At 76.8% G+C, this 1,304-nt stretch carries 2 protein-coding genes; both read right to left on the reverse strand.

Annotation, left to right across the window (positions count from 1 at the left end):
• Positions 1-77: 77 nt before the first annotated feature.
• Positions 78-851 (reverse strand): glycerophosphodiester phosphodiesterase, encoded by a 774-nt coding sequence (locus DQW06_RS26555; protein WP_013154877.1) that lies wholly within the window; start codon positions 849-851, stop codon positions 78-80.
• A partial coding sequence (locus DQW06_RS26560) for a 2-C-methyl-D-erythritol 4-phosphate cytidylyltransferase (RefSeq protein ID WP_198662554.1) occupies positions 848-1,304 on the reverse strand: 457 nt, incomplete at its 5' end. The genes DQW06_RS26555 and DQW06_RS26560, both read right to left, overlap by 4 nt.

A 1,304-nucleotide genomic window follows, 5' to 3' on the forward strand; every position in this document is an offset into this window, starting at 1 on the left:
GTCCCGGGACCCGTGGTCCCGGGACCGGGCCGCGGAACCCGGTCGGTGGGATCGGCGCGGTGGGGCGGGGACCCGGTTCAGTACTCCCCGGCGGTGCCGCCCTTGAGCGCGGACACCGTCCCGGGGACGTCGTCCACCACGACCGCGTCCATCCCCGCCTCGGCGAACCGCGCCGCGTCCACCGGGTCCGGACACCAGGAGACGACCTCGATCCCCGCCCGGTGCGCCAGGTCCACGGTGTACTCCACCGACCGGCGGTCCGGCCGGGGCGCGTCGCCGGACAGCCCGAACGAGCGCGCGTCGATCGCCACCACCGGGCACCCCATCCCGGCGGCGCCCGCCACGGCCTGGTCCAGCGGGTTGCGCACGAACGGCATCCACGCCGTGGGCGCCGCCGGAACCTCCTCGCGGACGGCGAGCAGGACGCCCGGGTCGAAGGAGCAGACGAACACCCGGCGGCGTCCGGCCTCCCTGCGCAGGTACGGCAGGAGCAGCGAGACCGTCCGGCGCGAGGGGGCGTCGACCGCGTCCTCCATCACCGACTTGACGTCCACGTCCAGGCCCACCCCGGCCGGGATCGCGGCCAGGCCCTCCTCCAGGCCGACCAGCCCGGCCCCGGCGCACTCGCGCGCGGTCAGCTCCACGATCGCGCGGCCGTCGTCCAGGGCGGCGTTGTGGTAGAGCACCAGCGCGTCGTCGGCGGTGCGGCGCACGTCGATCTCGATCCAGTGAGCCCCCGCCCGCGCCGCCGCGGCGTAGGACTCCGGCGTGTTCTCCCGGGCGCCGTCCACCACGCCGCGCCCCGCGCCGCGGTGTCCGACCACTTCGGTCGCCTCGAAGACCCGGCTCACGCGTCCGCCCCCGACAGGGCGGCGCGCTCGCGCCCGCGGCGCAGCAGCGTCTCGGCGATCTCCACGTCGCCCGGGTTCGTCACCTTGATGTTCGTCTCCTCTCCGGGCACGATCCGCACCTCCTCCTCCGGCAGGTACCGCAGCACCACGCCGCAGTCGTCGGTGGCCACCAGGTCCGGGTCGGCCGAGGCCAGCTCGTAGGCGCGGCGGGCCACACCGAGCCGGAAGCCCTGCGGGGTCTGCATCCTGCGCAGCCGCGCGCGCGGGGGGACCTCCATGATCACCTCGCCGCCGGAACCGCCGGGCGCCACCCGCACCACGGTGTCGGCGCTGGGCACCGCCACCCCGACCGCGCCCGTCTCCGCCAGCGCCGCCACGCACGCGCTGATGACCGCCGGGCTCACGAGCGGGCGCGCCGCGTCGTGCAGCAGCACCAGGTCGGTGTCGGCGGCG

It is taken from the genome of Nocardiopsis sp. TNDT3, from assembly GCF_003427465.1.
Taxonomy (GTDB): domain Bacteria; phylum Actinomycetota; class Actinomycetes; order Streptosporangiales; family Streptosporangiaceae; genus Nocardiopsis; species Nocardiopsis dassonvillei.